Origin of the sequence: Clostridium drakei, assembly GCF_000633595.2 — a bacterium.
GTDB lineage: Bacteria > Bacillota > Clostridia > Clostridiales > Clostridiaceae > Clostridium_AM > Clostridium_AM drakei.
On sequence record NZ_JIBU02000014.1, the window covers coordinates 76,113 to 93,227 of the forward strand.

The 17,115-nt window shown below is 28.4% G+C and carries 19 protein-coding genes and 1 pseudogene; 18 read left to right on the forward strand and 2 right to left on the reverse strand.

Going from position 1 to position 17,115, the window contains the following annotated elements:
* The first annotated feature begins 351 nt into the window (after positions 1–351).
* From EG57_RS0208800 to arr, 7 genes and pseudogenes are all read left to right on the forward strand, one after another.
* A complete protein-coding gene (locus EG57_RS0208800; RefSeq protein WP_052037804.1) occupies positions 352–1,107 on the forward strand; it encodes a PHP domain-containing protein in 756 nt (251 codons plus the stop codon).
* A gap of 195 nt (positions 1,108–1,302) precedes the next feature.
* Positions 1,303–1,524, forward strand: a pseudogene (locus EG57_RS0208805) ((2Fe-2S)-binding protein); the annotation flags it as partial.
* Positions 1,525–1,885: 361 nt separating this feature from the next.
* A complete protein-coding gene (locus EG57_RS0208810; RefSeq protein ID WP_032076863.1) occupies positions 1,886–2,176 on the forward strand; it encodes a CD3324 family protein in 291 nt (96 codons plus the stop codon).
* A gap of 585 nt (positions 2,177–2,761) precedes the next feature.
* Positions 2,762–3,439 (forward strand): HAD family hydrolase, encoded by a 678-nt coding sequence (locus EG57_RS0208820; protein WP_032076864.1) that lies wholly within the window; start codon positions 2,762–2,764, stop codon positions 3,437–3,439.
* Positions 3,440–3,670: 231 nt separating this feature from the next.
* The gene (locus EG57_RS0208825; protein WP_052037806.1) at positions 3,671–4,195 is read left to right on the forward strand and encodes a helix-turn-helix domain-containing protein; all 525 of its coding nucleotides are present in this window, start codon (positions 3,671–3,673) and stop codon (positions 4,193–4,195) included.
* 1 nt (position 4,196) lies between these two features.
* Positions 4,197–4,577, forward strand: a complete 381-nt coding sequence (locus EG57_RS0208830) for a DUF4180 domain-containing protein (RefSeq protein WP_032076865.1) — start codon at positions 4,197–4,199, stop codon at positions 4,575–4,577.
* 114 nt (positions 4,578–4,691) lie between these two features.
* Complete coding sequence (gene arr, locus EG57_RS0208835) at positions 4,692–5,108, forward strand: NAD(+)--rifampin ADP-ribosyltransferase (protein ID WP_032076866.1); 417 nt, start codon at positions 4,692–4,694, stop codon at positions 5,106–5,108.
* Between the two features lie 175 nt (positions 5,109–5,283).
* Here the strand turns inward: arr and EG57_RS0208840 are convergent, their stop codons facing one another.
* Positions 5,284–5,613, reverse strand: coding sequence for a hypothetical protein (locus EG57_RS0208840; RefSeq protein WP_029159794.1), 330 nt, complete (start codon positions 5,611–5,613; stop codon positions 5,284–5,286).
* Between the two features lie 3 nt (positions 5,614–5,616).
* Positions 5,617–5,832, reverse strand: coding sequence for a helix-turn-helix transcriptional regulator (locus EG57_RS0208845; protein WP_029159793.1), 216 nt, complete (start codon positions 5,830–5,832; stop codon positions 5,617–5,619).
* 451 nt (positions 5,833–6,283) lie between these two features.
* Between EG57_RS0208845 and EG57_RS0208850 the strand changes: the two genes are divergently transcribed.
* The 11 genes from EG57_RS0208850 to EG57_RS0208900 all read left to right on the forward strand — a co-directional run bounded on the left by EG57_RS0208850 (position 6,284) and on the right by EG57_RS0208900 (position 17,060).
* Positions 6,284–8,173 carry an endonuclease MutS2 gene (locus EG57_RS0208850; protein ID WP_032076867.1) on the forward strand — a complete coding sequence of 630 codons (1,890 nt, stop codon included), beginning with the start codon at positions 6,284–6,286 and terminating at the stop codon, positions 8,171–8,173.
* A gap of 20 nt (positions 8,174–8,193) precedes the next feature.
* Positions 8,194–8,799: a GNAT family N-acetyltransferase gene (locus tag EG57_RS0208855; protein WP_032076868.1), complete on the forward strand. Its 606-nt coding sequence runs from the start codon at positions 8,194–8,196 to the stop codon at positions 8,797–8,799.
* A gap of 299 nt (positions 8,800–9,098) precedes the next feature.
* Positions 9,099–9,704, forward strand: a complete 606-nt coding sequence (locus tag EG57_RS0208860) for a sugar O-acetyltransferase (RefSeq protein WP_032076869.1) — start codon at positions 9,099–9,101, stop codon at positions 9,702–9,704.
* Between the two features lie 206 nt (positions 9,705–9,910).
* Entirely contained in the window at positions 9,911–10,846 is a 936-nt protein-coding gene (locus EG57_RS0208865) for a M15 family metallopeptidase (RefSeq protein ID WP_032076870.1), read from the forward strand.
* 163 nt (positions 10,847–11,009) lie between these two features.
* Complete coding sequence (locus tag EG57_RS0208870; RefSeq protein ID WP_032076871.1) at positions 11,010–11,459, forward strand: YsnF/AvaK domain-containing protein; 450 nt, start codon at positions 11,010–11,012, stop codon at positions 11,457–11,459.
* A 132-nt stretch (positions 11,460–11,591) separates the two neighbouring features.
* The gene (locus tag EG57_RS0208875) at positions 11,592–12,107 is read left to right on the forward strand and encodes a YsnF/AvaK domain-containing protein (protein ID WP_084572192.1); all 516 of its coding nucleotides are present in this window, start codon (positions 11,592–11,594) and stop codon (positions 12,105–12,107) included.
* A 178-nt stretch (positions 12,108–12,285) separates the two neighbouring features.
* Positions 12,286–12,816 carry a PadR family transcriptional regulator gene (locus tag EG57_RS0208880; protein ID WP_032076872.1) on the forward strand — a complete coding sequence of 177 codons (531 nt, stop codon included), beginning with the start codon at positions 12,286–12,288 and terminating at the stop codon, positions 12,814–12,816.
* Positions 12,817–12,872: 56 nt separating this feature from the next.
* On the forward strand, positions 12,873–13,328 hold the full coding sequence (locus tag EG57_RS0208885) for a DUF2889 domain-containing protein (RefSeq protein ID WP_032076873.1): 456 nt from the start codon (positions 12,873–12,875) through the stop codon (positions 13,326–13,328).
* A 516-nt stretch (positions 13,329–13,844) separates the two neighbouring features.
* Entirely contained in the window at positions 13,845–14,882 is a 1,038-nt protein-coding gene (locus EG57_RS0208890) for a J domain-containing protein (protein ID WP_032076874.1), read from the forward strand.
* A gap of 12 nt (positions 14,883–14,894) precedes the next feature.
* Positions 14,895–15,821: a hypothetical protein gene (locus EG57_RS0208895; protein WP_032076875.1), complete on the forward strand. Its 927-nt coding sequence runs from the start codon at positions 14,895–14,897 to the stop codon at positions 15,819–15,821.
* A gap of 24 nt (positions 15,822–15,845) precedes the next feature.
* Positions 15,846–17,060, forward strand: a complete 1,215-nt coding sequence (locus EG57_RS0208900; protein WP_032076876.1) for an adenylosuccinate synthetase — start codon at positions 15,846–15,848, stop codon at positions 17,058–17,060.
* The last annotated feature ends 55 nt before the right edge of the window (positions 17,061–17,115 follow it).

Consider the following 17,115-nt stretch of genomic DNA (forward strand, 5'->3'; position numbering starts at 1 on the left):
TAGCATGAGTAAGATAAATATATTATAAGTCATGGTGGAATATATGAAAATGAGATAACGAGAACACTTAAAAACATTTAATATTAAATAAAGAAGGAGAAGTACCCGTTGATAGGGATTCTCCTTCTTTTATTTTGAATTCTTCATAGCACATAAAAATAAGAACAGCAGCTAATATAACATAACGGAGGCATTTAACTAAGTTGTTTTTCATAATTTTATAGACATTAAAATCAATTAAGTAAGTTATACTAAAGTTATTATTTTAAGAAAATAATATTGATAAGATAAGAAAAAAATTATAGGTATATGATATGTAATTAAAAGATATTAAACCATGGAGGGGATAAAATGAGTTTTAAGATTATTGCGGACTATCATACTCATACTAATATTGCTAAAGGACATATTCCTTTATTTAATATTATTTGGGGAGAACATGCAAAAGGAAGTATTGAATCGAATGTTAAAGCTGGAATAAAAAGAGGGTTAAAAGAGATTGCCATAACAGACCATGGGTATAAACATATTGCTTTTGGTATGAAAGTAAGTCAATATGAAAAATTACGTAGATTAATTGATGATTTTAATAAGAGTTCATTATTGAAGGAAAATGGGTTTAAGATTCTTCTTGGCGTGGAATGTAATATTGTCACTAAAGAGGGAGATATAGATATTAAAGATGAAGTAATTGATTACCTAGATATAATTTGTGCAGGTTATCATCCTGGAGCATTACAAAATCCACTTCTATTAACGAATTATACAGAAGCTGCAATTAATGCTATTGAAAAATATGAAATTTCAATATTAAATCATCCTTTAGAACATGTTAATCCGGATATTTTTGAAATTGGAAAGGTTGCTACTCTAAGAAATACTGCTTTGGAAATTAACAGAAGCCATAGAAATATGGATATTGAAACAATAAAAAAATTAAAGAATATGGGAGTTAAATTTTCCTTGGGAAGTGATGCACACAAATCCGAGGATGTGGGGAAATTTGGTGAAGCTTATAATATTGCAGTTAATGCAGGTCTTACAGATGATGATATTGTTAATGCGGATGGAAGTGCACATATATCAATGAAATTATTAAGAAATTAGGTTTAGTAGAGATAACAGATTATAGCAATATTTAAGGCATCAGAGAGAGGGGGGCCAAAAAAGTTTAATAGAAATATTTAATGGATATACTACAATTGTTAAAAGAAGGCTAAAAAATAAGAAATATAAAAATTAATAACATAATCAATAATATACCAGATCCAATATTAAGTGATTTATCTGGTTCATCTGACTTTAGAAAATGAGTCAGTACAAAAGGCCTTTGTAGAAAATTGGGGCTTTCAATGTGGATATTGTACATCAGGATTTTTGATGGTTTGTCATGCTTTAGCTAATATACATCCAGATGCCAATGATCATGTAATAGAACAGTGGCTTCAGTCAAATATTTGCAGGTGTACCGGATATGAAGAGATAAGGAATGCAGTAAAATCAATTTTTTTATATGAAAAGTAACTATAAAAAAGTCTTTTAAATTATAAGTTTTTTTTGTATTATAATAAGTGAACTCTAACATAATTAATCACATCCTTATTATATTTTTGTTTTGTAATTTAATTATAATTTGGATGATTAGTTTTTGTTATAAAATGTTAACTAAAACAATGAGTTAAATATATAAATCAATAGTTAGGAGAGAGGATATGAAAAATTCAATACAAAAACTGGTTATTGTATTAAGCTCCAAGCAAAGACTGTAATAAAACAGAACATATTTTGTTAGGAGCTGCTTTAAAAGAGAGATTTAATCAAAATAGTTTTGTGCAGTTTTTGCTTTAATATTTAAAAATATAAATATTAAATAGGAGCAAAGATTATGAAGTATAAAAACGCACAAAATATATTACCTAAAGAAATTATTAAGATAATTCAACAGTATGTTGATGGAAGTTATTTATATATACCTAGAAAAGATGAAAATAGAAAAAATTGGGGAGAGAATAGTGGATTTAAAAATGAATTAGTAGAAAGAAATACACAAATTTATAATTCCTTTAATAATGGAAGTTCAGTTAAGGAATTAGCAAATAAATATTATCTTACTCAAAATAGTATTAGGAGAATTATTAGGGAATATAAAATGTATTATAAATCAAGTGGTTTTTAGAGTAACTTATCTAGAGCTGAATTATTGTGCTGTAATTTGGAAATTGCAAAGGTTGTAAGTTATGCTTTAACATTATGAAGTTAAATAAAATTAAGGAGTAATTCAGTTATGCTTGATGAAAACATAATTAATCAAATAAAAGAATTTAGTAAGAAACCATCTTTATTTAATAAGAAATGCGGAAATATATGGACTGAAGAAAAAATGGCATATTGAGGAAAGTGGATTTTGGAGAGATAAGATACATTTAGTTCTAGAAAATGGGTTTCAATATGACAATGATATTTGGCTTGATCAATATATAGTTGCAGACAATAATGGAGTTCAAGTATATAGAAATTGGTTTCATGATTATACTGTTAAAACCATTAGTGATATAATTCAAAATAGTGGATTTAAGATTATTAATATATTGGGCGATCTTACTGGTGAAGTTTTAAAAGAAGATAGTGAATGGATTGCTATTATTGCTCAAAAGAAGTAGGAGTAAATTTAAAGTGATTATCTCTTACTTGAAGAAGATGTGTGTTGCCAATGGTAGCTATGAGATAAAGGTCCAGGTTTATAATTAGAGGAGGGCTTAAATTGAGATATCGCTGCTTAATTTTAGATCATGATGATACAGTAGCCAAAAGTACACCAGAAATTCATTATCCTTCTTTTGTAGAGGCTTTAAAGACATTAAGACCGAAAATGAAGGGATTAAGCCTTGAAGAGTTTGTTTCCTATTGTTTTAACCCTGGGTTTTCAGAATTGTGCAAAGATGTATTGAAGTTTAATAAAGTTGAGCAAGAATATCAATATAAAGTATGGAAGAGTTACACAAAAGAGAAATCCCCTGATTTTTATCCAGGGTTTCCTAATTTGATTAAAGAATATAAAAGATTGGGAGGCATAATATGTGTTGTCTCTCATTCAGAAAGCGAACAAATTTTAAGGGACTACAATTTACATTGTGGTTTAATTCCAGATTTAATATTTGGATGGGAGCTGGAAGAATACCAGAGGAAACCTAATCCGTATCCAATTATTGAAATTATGAAAAGATTCGATTTAGCTAATAATGAAATATTAGTTTTGGATGATTTAAAACCGGGATTAGATATGGCAAGAAGTTGTAATGTAACATTTGCAGGAGCAGGATGGTCTCATATAATTCCTGAGATAGAAGATTATATGAGAATAAATTCGGATTACTATTTTTCAACAGTAGATACATTTAAGGAGTTTATATTATCTAAAAATGGCTTAATTAAGGAGTAATCTGTTTATATGAAATAACAAAAGGCAATCTATTAAGGTTGCCTTTTGTTATTTTACATTTTTTATTGAATATAGGCTATATTTCAAAGAATAATTTTTACAATACAAATTGATGTAACAAAATACAATAAAGTATAATAAAGTTCAACAAAATATAATAAAGTACTTGACGATTTCGGAAAAAGTTATTATAATTTGACCATAGATTAATTTTGAAAGGGTAGACTTTTTATGGAAGATCAATTTTATACAATAGATAAAATTGCAGAAATATTAGGCATGCATCACAAAACTATTAGAAAGTTTATAACAGAAGGTAAATTGGCAGCAAGTAAGGTTGGAAAGCAATGGAGAATTTCAGAGCATGATTTAAGCATTTTTATGGAAAAAAATAATGTTAATACTAGTGATAAAAAAATTAATGAAGAATCAAATATTGATTTTGTTACTAATGGAGAAGTGAAAGATAATCTGCAGCAAAGGATAAATGTATCCACTGTTGTAGATATTAATGATATAGATAAAGAAGAATATTTTAGAATATCAAATACTCTTATAGCAGTAATGAATTGTAAAGATTCTAAAATGGGAAAATCAACAATTAATATGAAATATGATGAAAAAGTAAGTAGATTAAGGGTTTTGTTATGGGGAAATATAAGCTTCATTGAAGAAATGCTAAGTACAATTTCTATGCTCGTAGAACGAAATAATTTATCTGATCACAAAAAAGCTGATTATAAGGAGAGTGAATGATTTGAATTATAAAATAGTAAATAAAAATAACAATAAATATATTGAGTTTGCTTCTGATTTGAAGAAACTTTCTTCAGAACAAGATGTGGTAGACTGTATATCCATATGTATGGAAAATAACATTTATACAATAATGCTGCATTCTAATGTGTTATCTGAAGATTTTTTTAATCTTAAAACTAAACTCGCAGGAATGGCATTACAAAAATTTATAAATTATCATGTGAAAGTTGCTGTTATTATTGAAGATGAAAAAAAGCTTAATGAGAGATTTAAAGAAATGATTATGGAAGCTAATAAAGGAAATAATTTTAGAACATTTAAGAATATTCAAGATGCTGAAAATTGGATTTCAAAGTTGTCTGATGGATGCCATTTGTAATGTTCCACATATAGAAATAAATATTATAGCTGAAGCTGCTCGTTCTAATGTTAACGATGTGAATAAAATAATATCAGGTTTTACAGTTTAGAAATGTAAAAGGAGTGAATTAGCATGAATGACAAAAAAGATGATTTAGATAATGGTCCTTTTTTTCATGGTACTAAAGTAGAATTAAAAATTGGAGATTTATTAGAACCACAACACTTATCAAATTATCAAAATAAGAAATCTAACTATATTTATTTTACTGCGACGTTAAATGCTGCTAAATGGGGGGCTGAATTAGCTAAATCTAAATCAAAAGAAAGAATTTATATTGTAGAACCATTAGGTGAATTTGAAAATGATCCGAATTTAACTGATAAAAGATTTCCTGGAAATCCAACACGTTCTTATAGGTCTAAATCTCCTTTGAAAATAATAGCTGAATTAGGTTCATGGGAAAGACATTCCCATGAAGAAATAAATCATATGCTTTCATCTTTAAAAAAATTAAGTGATGAAGGAAAAAATATAATATACGATTAATCCTTTATATAATGTGGACTTATGGTACTAGATATGATTAGTACCATAAGTCCCTGTTTATATATATTAACTGAATTAAAGTCTATCCAAGATTGTCGCAAATGCTAATTTTAATTTTGTCTTGGAGTGTGTAAGGTATAGGAATATCATATTCGTTGTTAGTTAACTTAAATAGTTATCTTATACAGAAAAATGTTATTAAAAATGCAACAAGTGCTGAAAATAATGCAATAACAATAAAACTACGAGTAGCAGAATGAGAAGAAATAACCTTATTTTTAATTTGGTAAGCTGTTGAGATTAAACCTCCAATTATTACAATTAACAGTAGATCAAAGTTTGATTCTATAAGTGGATTACTTAAGTGCAGCCCTCTTAAGAATACATCGAAAAGAATTGCAAACATTATGAATCTACAAGCATAAGCATCTCCTTGATATACAATGCTTTTTGTTCTTTCATCTATAATGCCGTAAATAGAAGTATTTTTACTTTTTTTAAACATTTTTTATTCCTCCTCTAAATAAAATAAATCTTCGAAATTTTTCTGTAAACACTTTGCGAGTATTAGTGCTAATTTAGCAGTTGGACAGTATTGACCAGTTTCTATAGAACTTATTGTTTGGCGACTTACTCCTGCCATATTTGCAAGTTGCTGCTGTGAAATATTGAGTTCAGCACGTGCAACTTTTAGTCTGTTATTTAAATTAGTTTTATCATCCAAGAAAACACCTCCAGTAATTAAATAGTATCATATGTCAATATCTATGTCAAGTATACTTTGCAAAATGACAAGCATGCTTATAAAACTATGAAAAAAACTTCAACTTTTGAAATAAGGTTTGAAATAAGGTTGATAAGACATATATTTTGGTATATAATACTTAATATATAGATAGATTTCAAAAAAGAGAGGTATTTTTGTGAGTGTTTAGTATCTAAAAATAGGTAATTTAATATTGATTCTAAAATTGAAGGTGTAATACCTTTAATTGTTATAGAATTAATTACTATTTATAGATACAAGTCCACGAAACTACTTTGGGGTTAGTACCCTTTATTTAAGTTTGCAATTAGAGCTGTGGAGTATCCATGGCTTTTTTTATTTTACAATTAATACTAGAAGTCTATCTAGGTTTCGTCGGCTTGAATAAAGTTGAGGAAGGAATTTTAAAATGGATAATACGACATTAGAAAAATTGAATTATTATGAATTAAAAGAAATAGTAAAAGGATACTGTGTAAGTGGTTTGGGAAAATCCTTAATAGATAAACTAGAGCCAAGTACAAATATAAAGGTGGTAAATAGAAGATTAGATGAAACCTCAGAAGGAAGGGCACTTTTGGATGCTTCTTATCATATACCTTTTGATGGAATATTTAATGTAAAGCCACTTATAGATAAAATGGAAAAAGGTGCGGCATTAGATCCAGAAGAATTAACTACCATGGAAAATTTTTTAAGAGGCTGTAGAAAACTTAAATTATTCATGGAGAATAAGGATGGGTATGCTCCTACTTTAAGTTCATATAGCTTAAGTATAACAGATTTAAGTTATATAGAAGAAGAAATAAATGTATCAATATCGGGAAATAGAGTGGATTCTAATGCTTCAAAGGAACTAAAAAAAATAAGAAGGCAGATTGATGTATGTGAAGGTCAAATAAAAGGAAGGCTTGAAAAATTTCTAAAAAATCCTTCAAATAAAGAATATATACAAGAATTTTTTGTAAGTCAAAGAAATGGAAAATATACAATACCTATAAAAGCAGCTTTTAAAAATCAAGTTCAGGGTGAAATTGTTGAAAATTCATTAAAGGGAAGTACTGTATTTATAGAGCCAAATGTAATAGTTAAATATACTTCTGAGTTATCAACTTTAAAAGTTGAAGAATCTGTAGAGGAATATAAAATACTGGCTACTTTAACAGAAATGTTGTATGAAAGGATAAGAGAACTTAAGATAAATATGGATGTAATAGCTGAATATGACATGATTTGGGCAAAAGCAAAATATAGCAGTGACATAAAAGGAATAAAGCCTAAACTAAATGAGCATGGTTATATAAAAATAGTTAAGGGAGGATATCCTTTAATAAAAAATGGAGTGCCCTTAGATTTTGAAATAGGAAAGGATTATAGGTCATTAATAATTACAGGGCCTAATGCAGGAGGAAAAACTATAGTACTAAAAACTTTAGGAATGTTAACTCTTGCAGTTCAAGCAGGGTTCCATATAAGAGCTGAACAAGGCACAGAAATTGCTGTATTTAACAAGATATTTGTAGATATAGGTGATAACCAAAGTGTGGAAAATGCTTTAAGTACTTTTTCATCTCATGTGAAAAATTTAGCGTATATAATAAAACAAAGTAATAAGTCAGCATTATTGTTGTTTGATGAAATTGGCAGTGGAACAGAACCAAATGAAGGTGCAGCTTTAGCAATAGCTATTTTGGAAGAAGTGTATTATAAAGGTTGTATAACAGTGGCAACAACTCATTATGGAGAGATTAAAAATTTTTCGGAGCAGCATCCAGACTTTGAAAATGCAGCTATGGAGTTTAGATGTGACACATTAGATCCATTATATAAGCTTAATATAGGAAAGACAGGAGATAGTAATGCTCTTTATATATCAAAGAAAATGGGGATTTCAGATAATATAATTGAAAGAACTAGAAGTTATATAGAAAGTAAGAATTATAATTATGAATTAATAAGGGACAGCAAAATTATAAAGAAAAAAGATATTCAAGGAGACAAAGATGAAAGCTTTGAATTTGCTGTAGGAGACAAGGTTCTTTGGATGGATAAAAATGAAAGTGCCATTGTTTACAAAGAAAGAGATATATATAATAATATAACTATTTTATTTAATAAAGAATTTATTGATGTAAATTTCAAAAGGTTAAAATTAGAAATTAAGGCTTCAGAGCTATATCCAGAAGGATATGATTTAAATCAATTATTCGTTAGTTTCAAGGAAAGAAAGCTTGAAAGGGATATAGAAAGAGGGTCCAAGAAGGCTTTAAAGAAACTTAAAAAAAGTCATTTTAAATAATATATTAAAGGAGTATAAAAATGAATATATCAATTAGATTAGAAAATGAAAATGATTTTAAAAATGTAGAAAATATGATTAGAGAAGCCTTCTGGGATTTATATAGACCGGGATGTGTTGAACATCTAATTGTTCATGAAATTAGAAAGGCAAATTCATTTATTCAAGAGTTAGATTTTGTTGCATGTAATGAGGAAGAAGTTATTGGCAATATTATTTATTCCAAAGCAAAGGTAATTAATGATAACAATGAAGAGTTTCAAGTTTTGTGCATGGGTCCTCTTGGAGTATTACCTTCTTATCAAGGTAAAGGTATTGGAAGTTTGATTATGAAATATTCGATTAATGCTGCAAGAACATTAGGCTATAAAGCAATTGTTATTTTTGGTAATCACAACTATTATCATCGCTTTGGCTTTGAAAATGCCGAAAAGTATAATATTCAAACAGCTTGGGGGGCCAATATTGAAGCCTTTATGGTGCTTGAATTATATAAAGATTCGCTTAAAGGAATTTCAGGTAAGTACTATGAAGATTCTGTTTTTGAGGTAGATGATGAAGAATTAAATCTCTTTGAAAAACAGTTTCCGTATAAGGAAAAACACATCACTGATACTCAATTATGATAAATAGGATAAAATAATCAGATATTTAATTTGTATTTTTTAGTAAATGTAACAATTTAAAAAGCTAACAATTTACCTTAACACTGTATTATTCAAAGCTGAATTTTACAGTGTTTTTTGTGCTGCATTTTAAAGAAAGTATTGATTCCTTTATTGACAAATGTCTTATCAAAATAAATTCTGTTATAAATCTGTACCAGTCCACATTGATATTTTAACAATTGTTTTAAATATTTAAATATTTTACACTTTAAATATAGTACAAATGCTGTTTAAGTAAAATTTCAGGAGGTTAAGTTATGAAAGAAGAGGAAAAAATATTTGCAGGTAGACTATTTGATGCGACTAAGAAAGAACTTAGAGATATTAAACATAAGACACATGAGCTGTGCAGAAAATTTAATTTGCTTGATGAGTATGATGAAAGCCGTCCAACAATCATAAAAGAATTTATCGGAAAAATAGGAGAAAGATATCACTTTCAAGGACCTATACAATTTAATTATGGGTGTCATACGTTCATTGGTGAAAACTTTGCTGCCAATTTTAATACTACAATTTTAGATGATGGTAAAATTTATATTGGTGATAATGTAATGCTTGGCCCCAATGTTTCTCTTATGGCAAGTTCACATCCACTTATTGCAGAAGAGAGAACTACTATGAAGTATGAGGATGGGCATGTATCTGTTTCTGAGTATGCAAAGGAAATTCATATTGGAAATAATGTTTGGATTGCTTGTAATGTTGTAGTCTGCGGAGGTGTCAATATTGGAAACAATGTAGTTATTGGTGCAGGTAGTGTGGTCACAAAGGATATACCAGATAACTATATTGCATATGGTAATCCTTGTAAGCCAATAAGAATGATTACAGAAAAAGATTCAAAGTTAGACTTATTGTAATTATTCATAGTATAACTGGTTTATATATCAAGAATACTTGATACAGGACAATATAATTAATGTAAAATTTTTGGGTAGAGGTGAGTATATTACTTACCTCTCCTGTCATTTAGTATCTTAAATTTCATGCATACTAAAGTTACATGAATAATTATATTAAAAATCAGAGAAATTAAATAAATCACAGGTAAGAAAGGTGAGTAGGTATGAAGAAAATATTTATTTATATAATAACATTTTTTCTATTGATTAATTCAACATATATAGTTAAAGCGTCTAATATGAATATCAATACTGAAAGTTTAAATGCCAATGAGTATGATGTTAAAATTAAGCAGGATTTATTATGTTTAATGATGGCTTATCCAGAGTATATAGAGGATATAAAGAGTGATGAAAGCAATTATGTATATCTGATAATGAAATCTGGCAAAAAAATTTTATATGATGATAAAAAAGTAAAAACTCCTGAGGAAAAACTTGAAAATGCAGATTTGCAGGATATTATGGAGCAGATTTATCCTTTGACCAATATTTCAAAACTAATGGATAAAAATTATGATCCTGGGCGATATAGATCCTATGATTTATTAAAAGAAGTTTATGGTTCTTCTAGACAACAAATAGAGAAAAATCTTAAAAGTGTAAATTTAAATTACACACATGTTCTTTTTAACAATAATAACAAAGCAGCTGAAGCACTTGAAAGTACTATGCAAAATCTTATACCTCTTTTAAAAGAAAATGAAGCTGTTAGAAGATGTTTATTCCCTTGTATGGGTACTTTTAACTATCGATTAGTTGCAGGCACTAATCGATTAAGTCCTCATTCTTTTGGGATTGCTATAGACCTTGCAAGTGATAAAAGAGATTATTGGAAATGGTCTTCACCTAAACAAGGAGAAGAACGCTTAAATTCATATTCTAAAGAAATAGTTGAAGCTTTTGAAAAAAACAATTTCGTATGGGGTGGAAAATGGGGACATTTTGACATTTTACATTTTGAATATAGACCGGAAATTATTTTAAAAGCTAAATATTTTACCAATTTTAATGGTGATAAATTAAATTGGTACAAAGGGGTTAATGTGGAGGAGACTTCAATTAAGGAGTATATTGACAAAATTAACAAAGTGTTTTAATCAGTAATCTTTCTATTCAATTTTAAAAAAATTTATGAGAAAATAGCACTTATTTGCTGTAAACTATTTACTTTAACTCCATATTTGCTAAAGGATATATTAATTCAGCAGGGATAAAATATTAATGAATTCAAAAATATGTGCTTGTAGGAGGTAATTTATTATGGGGATATTTGATAACATTTTAGGAAATGATGATGATAAGAAGAAGGATAAGAATGAAGGAAGACTTACACTTCATAAGGAAGAGCTTGATATAAACAAAAATAGAGTTCAAAAAGGTGAAGTTGAATTAAGTAGAGAAATTGTTGAAGAGGAAAAAACAGTGGATGTTCCAGTTACTCATGAAGAAGTTGTCATTGAGAGGAGATCAATAGATAATGAAGCTAGTGATACGCCTATTAGTGATGAAGAAACAATACGTATTCCAGTAAGTGAAGAAAAAATAAATGTAGATAAGCACACTGTAATAACTGGAGAGGTATCTGCTCATAAACGAGAAGTTGAAGAAACAGAACACGTTGATGAGAAATTAAAAAGAGAAGAAGCACGTATAAATACAAACGGTGATGCAAATATAATAGATAAAAATTCAGAAGATGGTTTCCATTAAAAAATTTACCAAGTGAGTCTTAGAAGAACTTTTATAGTAAGAAAGTGTGTATATTAGCAATGGTAGCGGTGGAATAAAATAAATTAGAAAAGCACCTCTCAATTCATGAGGTGTTTTTTTAGGAGGAATAAAGTGTTAAATAAAGATGTACCTAATAAAAGAAATGTTGAATATTTAACAGATGCTTCCATTGATGGATGGATAGTTCAAAGCGATACACATAAGAACAATGATGAAAGTATTTCACAAGAAGTTTACCGTGATGGTAATAATGGTGTGAAAATGCAGCTTCGTGAAGAAGAAATGAAAATATCCAAGAAAAAAATACAAACTGGAGAGGTATCTATTCACAAAGAAGTTTTAACCAAAGAGGAAAATATTACTGTACCTGTAAAACAGGAGGAGTTAGTTATTGAAAAAAAGGTTTTTGATCCACAATCCTATGGTGAATCAAATGCCCATACTGAAATTATTAGAATACCTATTAGTAAAGAACGCATTGATATACACAAAGAACCAGTAACTTTAGAGAATGTTTCGGTTAGTAAGCATAAATATAAAGAGATGAAACATATAACTGAAATACTAAAAAAGGAAATACCGCATGTTGATATTAAAGAAAACAACAATCAAAAAAGAAAAATGTAGGAATAAAAATGGAGCTATAACTTAATATAGTTCCATTTTTCATACTACTGCTGTTCTTGTTATCAAAAAAATGTAATAGCTTTTTATGCTAAGTTAATTACATAATTTATATATATTGTTGACAATATCAAAAAATATGATACACTTATAGTCAGTACTGAGTATAAGGAGATTACAAATGAAAATACAATTATATATTCTAGGACTTCTTATGAGATATGGTTCTCAACATGGATATAGTATAAAACAAATAGTATCAGATAACATAGCGGCCTTTGCTAAAATCAAACTTCCTACAATTTATTATCATTTAGATAAACTGTCTGAAAAAGGCTATATAAATTCTGTTATCGAAAAAGATGGCAATAGACCTGAAAAAACAGTGTATTCTATTACTGATTCAGGAATTGCTTATTTTAATTCTCTGCTTAATAAAATTTTAGCTGAAAATTATAGTGTAGAATTTGATTTTGATGGAGTATTATATTTTTCTGACTTTGCTGATAAGGATGCTGTTATTAAAAATTTAAATAGACAAAAAGAATATATAGAAAATAAGCTGAAAGAATTAGCTAGAACTAAAGATAATACAGTAAGTAAATTGTTACCTGATTACAGAAGTTACTGCATTAGTATATTTAATCATCATATATATCATTTAGAAACCGAATTAAAATGGATAAATGAAACATTAAAGGAACTCTCTTAAGAGTTCCAAAAAAATGTCATTATAGTCAGTACTGAGTATGTTACGGAGGTATATTTATGGAAAAGAGTCTTTATTCAAGAAATTTTGAAGTTAATTATTATGAAGTGGAGGATAATAGTTGGAGAACTATCTCACATTTAATGGATCAACAACATGATATTCAAGTAATAGTAGATGTATCTGTACCAGATATGATTATACTAGATGCCAAGGTAGAATTATTGCGTTATCCAATTAAAGATTGTATTTTAATTAAAGATAAAATGAAAGAATTAATAGGTGTTAATGTTATTTCAGAATTCCGCTCTAAATGTGATGAATTGTTTTCTAGCGAAATTGGATGTGGCAATGTTAGAATGCTTCTTGGAATTTCTGTGCCTGGGGTAATCTTTAATTATTTTCCACATCAAATTAAAATAGGAAATATTACAGAAAATCAATGGTGGGATTTTTGCAAGGAAAAACTTCCTAAGGCATGTATAGCCCACACAATAATGAGTAATAATGCCTAAATACTAAAGTATTAAATAATTATTTATATAGGAGAGGATTAAAACTATGGATTATAAATTGAAAGAAGTAACAATAAGAACCAGTATTATTTAGGTGGAATATGCATTATTCCAGAATATCAGAATTTATCTGAATATAGACATTCAGATAAATTAGTGTTATTCAAGTTTAAAAAGATAGTATAACAGTAATCTTTAAATACCGTATTATTTAGAATGCTATGTTTCCTTTATGTAAAGGAAGTATATCAATAGAATAATACGGTATTTTTGTATATTTAATTATATATGATTTATAAAATGAATTAAATGCTTATTGCTAATGAATACAAAGGTATACTCTGCTATTTAATTTTTGACATGAAAAAATAATATGTATATAATGATAATAACAAATTGATAATAACACATAGATAATATTAATTGTGTGGATGTATCATAATAAATTGTAAAATTTAGAGTGGCCAATAGTATCATTTTAAACAGGTGAATTTTGCAAGAGGGGAGGGGTAACTGATGTTTACTGTAAATGAAATATTAACAATGAAAGAACCTGGAGATTTATTTTCCGATAGTAGGACAATAAAAGAAGAATATCATAAACTAACAAAGTACTGGCACCCAGACTTCAATTTTAATTCTAAAGAATCCCAGGATGTTATGGCTAAAGTCAATGAATTATATTTTAAAGGATTAGATCTAATGAAGAATGGAACCTGGAAAGCAGATGGTTTCATAAGAATATCTGGAAAAGATAACAAGGTATACGAACTCAAATATCATATTTTTCATAATTTTGAATTAGGTGCTATGTATATAGGAAATACCGCTGTTTTGTATTTAATAGATGAAAACAATAAAGACTTATATGAAAATGCTATTAAAATCATTGATAATTTTACTTATGCTGATTCAGGAATGAAAGAAGAAGTATCAAAGTATTTACCTAAGATACTTGGAAGGTTTGAAACAAAAGATAATAAGTTAGGAATTGTGATACAAAAAACATCTGACTTGTTTTTATTAAAGGATGTATTGGATTACTTTGATGGAAATATTCCTGAAAAGCATGCAGCTTGGATATTAAGCAGCTTATATAATCTTGTATGCTACTTAGATTATGCAGAGCTGTCACATAATTCAATATCATTAAAGAATTATTTTGTTTCACCTGAAGGTCATAGTGGTGCTTTATTAGGAGGTTGGTGGTATGCGGTACCTCAAGGTGAAAAAATGCTTGGAGTTACTGAAGAAACTTATTCAATTATGCCGCCAAAAGTTAAAAATACAAAGGTTGGTGATATTTCTACAGATTTAGAGTCAATTAGGTTAATTGGAAGAAAACTTTTAGGTGACAAAAATGGAACTAATCTTAATTCAAAAAGTTTTATACCTATTCCAATGATAAATTGGGTTAGGGGAGTTTCTTCTTCAAAAGCAGTGGAAGATTATGAAAACTGGATGAAATGTTTATATGACAGTTTTGGAGAAAGAAAATTTACAATAATGAATTTAAATGATACTCAGTTATATGAAAAAGTAAAAAAATTTTAGGAGGTATTAATTATGGGAACTGGTAGATTTAATTATAGTGATTGGAAAAATTATGCAAAGGATACTGTATCAAAGGCAAAGAGTGTAACAGATATATACACATCAAGGTCTATTGTGGATGAATTAGATCCTAAAAATATTAAAATGAGGGAATCTTGTGATTCGCCAAGCAATCCAAATTCAACACCTATAATCATAGGTTTGGATGAAACAGGATCAATGGGCTGTATTGCTGAATCAATGGCAAGAGATGGTTTAGTTACTCTTGCAACAGAAATATATGATAGGAAGCCTGTACCTGATCCACATATAATGTTCATGGGTATTGGAGATGTACATGCAGGGGATACAGCGCCACTGCAGGTTACGCAATTTGAAGCGGATATTAGGATTGCCAAACAATTAGCTAAAATTTACCTTGAAGGACGGGGAGGAGGAAATAGTTTTGAAGGGTATATTCTTGCATGGTATTTTGCTTCAATGCATACGAGAATAGATAGCTTTGAAAAAAGAAAGAAAAAGGGTTTCTTGTTTACAATAGGTGATGAAGAACCAACGCCTAACTTATTAGCTTCTCACATTGAAAGTGTATTTGGATATAATCCTCAATTTAAAGAACTGTCAGCAGAACAATTATTAACTATGGTAAGCAGACAGTATGAAGTATTTCATTTGATTGTAGAAGAAGGACATCATATGCGTTATGGAAGAGATGAAGTTATAAGGAAGTGGAGAAATCTTCTTGGCCAAAGAGCTATATTGCTTTCAGATTATAAAAAAATGAGTGAAGTTATTGTTTCAACTTTACAGGTGGTAAATGGTGCTAATACTGATACTGTAATATCAAGCTGGGATGGCTCTACAGCACTTGTTGTAGAAAAAGCTATTAAAGCATTAAATAACAATTCTAAATTAAGCGATGGCATTGTAAGGTTCTAATTTTTTTAAAAGAAGGTGTTGTAAATGAAAAATATTAAAGTTGTTATTGGTGCGAATTTTGGAGACGAAGGTAAGGGATTGATGACGGATTATCTTTCATCTACTTTAAATAACGGGATAGTTGTAAGATTTAATGGTGGTGCTCAGGCAGGTCATACTGTTGTAACTCCAAATGGACACAGGCATGTTTTTGGACATTTTGGTTCAGGTTCCTTTTTGGGATTACCAACCTATTTAAGCAGATTCTTTGTAGTTAATCCTATAACTTATATTAAAGAATTTAACAGCTTAAAGAGCAAAAATGTAAAACCTGCTGTATTTATAGATAAAGATTGTTACGTTACAACACCATATGACATGATAATAAATCAAATGGCTGAAATGGTTCGAGGCAGGAATAAACATGGAAGCTGTGGATTAGGTTTTAATGAAACTATTCAGCGCAGCATATCTAAAAATTGTTTCAAATTAACAGTTGAGGATTTGAAAAATGAAGCTCTAGTTAGAAAAGTGCTAAAAAACATTAAAGATTTATATTTACAAAAAAGGTTAATGGAATTAGGAATAGATAATATTCCAGATATGTTTTTAGATATAATTTCAAGTAAAGAGATAATTGAAAATTATTTATTAGATATAAAAAATATGCTTCATACCATAACTGTTACAAATTTAAAAATATTGAATTCATATGATGATGTATTATTTGAAGGTGCTCAAGGACTTTTACTTGATCAAAATCATGAATTTTTTCCTCATGTTACACGATCTAATACAGGAATGAAAAATGTAAATGAATTAATAAAAGAAGCTGGATACAGCATGGAAAATGTAGAAATTGTATATGCAACAAGGGCTTACATGACAAGGCATGGAGCTGGTCCGTTTCCAAATGAATTAGAAACAAAGCCATATGAAAAAATAGAGGATTTGACTAACATACCAAATCCTTATCAAGATACCTTAAGATTTGGCTTACTAGACCTTGATCTTTTATCAAAAACAATACAAAATGATTTATTAAATGTAAAAGGATTAAAGTATAAAATCAAAATATCAATCAGCTGCTTAGATCAATTAGATGAAAAAATAGATTATTATTATAATTCAAATAAAATGAAAACTTCAGTAGGTAATTTTATTAAAAATGTGTTTAAAGCAATTGATGTCTCAGAAGGATATTTAAGTTATGGCGATTCCAGAGAAACTATTAAAAATATAATTTACAGCTTAAATTAGAAGATTAATTTAGTTGGAATTAGATATATAACATTGAATATACATGTTATTAAGG

Bases quoted from the DNA above. Each gene is read 5' to 3' on its own strand.
- EG57_RS0208800 (WP_052037804.1), top strand. From the start codon at position 352: ATGAGTTTTAAGATTATTGCGGACTATCATACTCATACTAATATTGCT.
- EG57_RS0208865 (WP_032076870.1), top strand. From the start codon at position 9,911: ATGAAGAAAATATTTATTTATATAATAACATTTTTTCTATTGATTAAT.
- EG57_RS0208870 (WP_032076871.1), top strand. From the start codon at position 11,010: ATGGGGATATTTGATAACATTTTAGGAAATGATGATGATAAGAAGAAG.
- EG57_RS0208890 (WP_032076874.1), top strand. From the start codon at position 13,845: ATGTTTACTGTAAATGAAATATTAACAATGAAAGAACCTGGAGATTTA.
- EG57_RS0208840 (WP_029159794.1), bottom strand. From the start codon at position 5,613: ATGTTTAAAAAAAGTAAAAATACTTCTATTTACGGCATTATAGATGAA.
- EG57_RS0208825 (WP_052037806.1), top strand. From the start codon at position 3,671: ATGGAAGATCAATTTTATACAATAGATAAAATTGCAGAAATATTAGGC.
- EG57_RS0208850 (WP_032076867.1), top strand. From the start codon at position 6,284: ATGGATAATACGACATTAGAAAAATTGAATTATTATGAATTAAAAGAA.
- arr (WP_032076866.1), top strand. From the start codon at position 4,692: ATGAATGACAAAAAAGATGATTTAGATAATGGTCCTTTTTTTCATGGT.
- EG57_RS0208860 (WP_032076869.1), top strand. From the start codon at position 9,099: ATGAAAGAAGAGGAAAAAATATTTGCAGGTAGACTATTTGATGCGACT.
- EG57_RS0208855 (WP_032076868.1), top strand. From the start codon at position 8,194: ATGAATATATCAATTAGATTAGAAAATGAAAATGATTTTAAAAATGTA.
- EG57_RS0208880 (WP_032076872.1), top strand. From the start codon at position 12,286: ATGAAAATACAATTATATATTCTAGGACTTCTTATGAGATATGGTTCT.
- EG57_RS0208895 (WP_032076875.1), top strand. From the start codon at position 14,895: ATGGGAACTGGTAGATTTAATTATAGTGATTGGAAAAATTATGCAAAG.
- EG57_RS0208810 (WP_032076863.1), top strand. From the start codon at position 1,886: ATGAAGTATAAAAACGCACAAAATATATTACCTAAAGAAATTATTAAG.
- EG57_RS0208885 (WP_032076873.1), top strand. From the start codon at position 12,873: ATGGAAAAGAGTCTTTATTCAAGAAATTTTGAAGTTAATTATTATGAA.
- EG57_RS0208900 (WP_032076876.1), top strand. From the start codon at position 15,846: ATGAAAAATATTAAAGTTGTTATTGGTGCGAATTTTGGAGACGAAGGT.